The organism is Promicromonospora sp. NPDC060271 (genome assembly GCF_042726755.1).
Lineage (GTDB): Bacteria > Actinomycetota > Actinomycetes > Actinomycetales > Cellulomonadaceae > Promicromonospora.
The window spans coordinates 1-2,794 of sequence record NZ_JBHXBG010000301.1; the positions used below are offsets into that span (position 1 = coordinate 1).

Consider the following 2,794-nt stretch of genomic DNA (forward strand, 5'->3'; position numbering starts at 1 on the left):
GTACCTCGAGGTACCGACCACCTGACATTCTGCCGACCGTCGCGCCGGCTTACCTCAGCCGCGGGTGATCGTGGCCGTTCCCGAGACGGTGTTGGTCGAGATGTACGCCGCCGCGCCCGGCTCCGCGTGGTCGACGACGACGGTGCGCTGCGCGCTGGACGTCGCCTGTGTCCCGTCGATGACCACCTTGCCCGTGACGCTGCGCGCACGGAGGTTGACCGGGGACCCGGCGTCGAGCTGCACGGCTGCCGGGCCGGAGACGGTCTTGGCGTTGACGAGCGGCGTGGTGCCGATGGCGGTGACGTCCACCGCACCGGACACCGTCTGGACGGACACCCGGCCGAGGGCGCCCACCACGGACGCCGCTCCGGAGACCGTCGAGACCGATACGTCGCCCGCGTGCTCGGCGACGGTGACCGCGCCCGTGCCCGACTTGGCGGTCACGGACCCGGTGGTGCCGGTCACGGTGATGGCGCCGCCCGCGGTCTTGACGTTGACGCCGGACCGCGACCCGGTCACGACGACCTCGGCGCCGACCGTTGCGACGTCCACCACCGACGTGGCGGGCACAGTCACCCTGACGACTGCAGCGTCCTGGTCCTTGAGCCCGCGGAAGCGGTCCACGAAGCCCTCGAGCCCCGGGAAGTCGTAGGCGACCCGGAGGTTGCCGTGCTCGGCGAGGACCTGCAGCGGCCGCGCCGATACCTCGATCACTTCGACGAGGGCGCCGGACGTGCGGTTCGGGTCGGCCACGATCTCCGCCCGGCCGTTCGTCAGGCGGACGATCAGGGTCGAGGCGCCGCCGACCTCGATGGTCTGCGGGGCGGCCACGCTCCAGGACTCGGTGGTCATCGCTGTGCTCCGTTCATTGGGGAAAGCTGCTGGGGAGGTTGCTGTGGAGTTCGGATGGCATTCATGGGTTTCGGTCCGCACGACGCGGCGGAGAGGTCGTGCTGTGCGGCAGCGTCCCACGGATCGCGGAACGTGCCGAGTCGAGAACTGTGCGGAGCGTCTCCACGGTCAGCGCGGACACCGTACCGGCGACGTCCGCCTCGCGCAGATCGGCCAGGACGTCGTTGCGGAACCGCTGCAGGACCGCCTCGGCGTCGTGCCGCAGGGAGTTGGACTGCGTGCGGCGCGGGTCGGGCGCGGCACCCGGGCGCGGCCGGGTGCGGACCTCCTGCGCGGCCGCGGCGAGCTCGGCCCGCAGGCCTCGCATCGTGTCGCGGACGTCGGCCCGCACCTCGTCCGCCAGGCTGCGCACCGTCTCGGCCACGCTGCGCTCCAGCCGTCTGACGTCCTCGAGACGTGCGTCGATCTCCGCGCGGCCGGCCGGGGTGAGCTCGTAGGTGGCCTTGCGGCCGGCTCCTGGCGAGCCCGGCCCGCCGGCCCCGTACCCGGCGCCCGGCACGGAACGGCGCACCAGGCCCTCCTCCTCGAGCCGGGCCAGGCGCGGGTAGATGGTCCCGGCGCTGGGGCGGTAGGTACCGCCGAAGCGCCGGGTGAGCTCGGTGATGAGCTCGTACCCGTGCCGGGGCCCGTCCAGGAGCAGCACCAGGAGGTACAGCCGCAGCTCCCCGTGGGCGAACACCGGAGGCACTACAGCTCCACGGGCGACTGGTCCGCTGGCACGGTGCCGGAAGGAGCGTCGGCGACCGCGTCCTGCGGTCCGCCGATCACCGTGACGTCACCGGAGACACCGGTCACCCGCAGGTGCATGACGCCGGGGCCCGCCGACCGGTCGCCGCCGACGACCTTCGAACCACCGCCGCCGGTGAACTGCAGGCCGCCCAGGGTCACCCGCCCGCTGACGCTCTGCACCGAGACCTCGACGGCCCGTTCGTCCGGCACCCGCAGGAGCATGTTCCCGGACACGGTGTTGACCCGGACGGAGTACGGCTGGTCGACCAGGTCGAACGTCACGTCCCCGGACACCGAGGACGACGTGACCGAGTCGGCGGACGCGCTCACGACGACGTCGGCGGACACGGTGTTGCTCGTGACGTCACCGACATGGTCGCGGACCGTCACCTCGCCGGAGACGGTGTTCAGCTTGAGGTCGCCTGCCGTGCGGGAGACCAGCAGCGACCCGGAGACGGTGGACGCCGAGGCGCCCGCCGTCGTACCCGCGAGCAGGCCCTCGCCGCGGACCGTGCCGAGCCGCACCGCGGTCCCTGCCGGTACCGCCACGTGGATGTCGGCGCGGGCCTTTCCGCCGAAGTCGGCGAACCGCTTCATGAACGAGCCCCAGCCGGACAGCCCGCTCTCGTGCCCGATCACCAGGCGCCCCGCCTCGAGGCGCACCTCGAGGGAGCGGCCCTCCACCGAGTGCACCTCGACCCGGACAACCGGCTCGTCGTGCGCCACGATGTCGAGCCTGCCGTCGACCACATGGGCGTCGACGCTGGTCACGCCGTCCAGCTCGATGGTCTGTGGACCGGTGACGGTCCAGCTGTCTGCGCTCATGGGTTCCTCCGGTGTCGTGACTGGCTGGGACCGCCGCTGGCTCAACGCGATATATCTCGTCTTCGCCAGTCACGATATATCGCGTCCGTTCGTCCGGCAACCCCTTTGCGGCCGGACAACCCCACGATCTGTGGGATCATGGACCCATTCAGTCCGTCACCTGTCAGGAGACACCCATGAGCAAGCGCGGTCGTAAGCGCCGTAGCCGCAAGGGCTCGGCCGCCAACCACGGCAAGCGTCCCAACGCCTGAGCCGGCTCGAGCGTCCGTCAGGACGGTGAGCCGCCCAGCCGCTGGGCATGACGAAGGGCCGGGACCCCATGGGGTCC

At 71.8% G+C, this 2,794-nt stretch carries 4 protein-coding genes; 1 reads left to right on the plus strand and 3 read right to left on the minus strand.

What is annotated here, in order from left to right:
* Positions 1 to 54: 54 nt before the first annotated feature.
* From ACFWE2_RS25135 to ACFWE2_RS25145, 3 genes are all read right to left on the minus strand, one after another.
* Entirely contained in the window at positions 55 to 852 is a 798-nt protein-coding gene (locus ACFWE2_RS25135) for a hypothetical protein (protein ID WP_377226934.1), read from the minus strand.
* Between the two features lie 61 nt (positions 853 to 913).
* Positions 914 to 1,600 carry a PadR family transcriptional regulator gene (locus ACFWE2_RS25140; RefSeq protein ID WP_377226935.1) on the minus strand — a complete coding sequence of 229 codons (687 nt, stop codon included), beginning with the start codon at positions 1,598 to 1,600 and terminating at the stop codon, positions 914 to 916.
* Positions 1,600 to 2,466 carry a DUF4097 family beta strand repeat-containing protein gene (locus ACFWE2_RS25145; RefSeq protein ID WP_377226936.1) on the minus strand — a complete coding sequence of 289 codons (867 nt, stop codon included), beginning with the start codon at positions 2,464 to 2,466 and terminating at the stop codon, positions 1,600 to 1,602. Before ACFWE2_RS25145 ends, ACFWE2_RS25140 begins: the two co-directional genes overlap by 1 nt.
* A 176-nt stretch (positions 2,467 to 2,642) precedes the next feature.
* Here ACFWE2_RS25145 and ACFWE2_RS25150 point away from each other — a divergent pair, with 176 nt between their 5' ends.
* Positions 2,643 to 2,717, plus strand: coding sequence for a 50S ribosomal protein bL37 (locus ACFWE2_RS25150; protein WP_156968370.1), 75 nt, complete (start codon positions 2,643 to 2,645; stop codon positions 2,715 to 2,717).
* Positions 2,718 to 2,794: the final 77 nt, after the last annotated feature.

Excerpts from the sequence above, each read along its gene's own strand:
- ACFWE2_RS25135 (WP_377226934.1), bottom strand. The coding sequence starts at position 852 with ATGACCACCGAGTCCTGGAGCGTGGCCGCCCCGCAGACCATCGAGGTC.
- ACFWE2_RS25145 (WP_377226936.1), bottom strand. The coding sequence starts at position 2,466 with ATGAGCGCAGACAGCTGGACCGTCACCGGTCCACAGACCATCGAGCTG.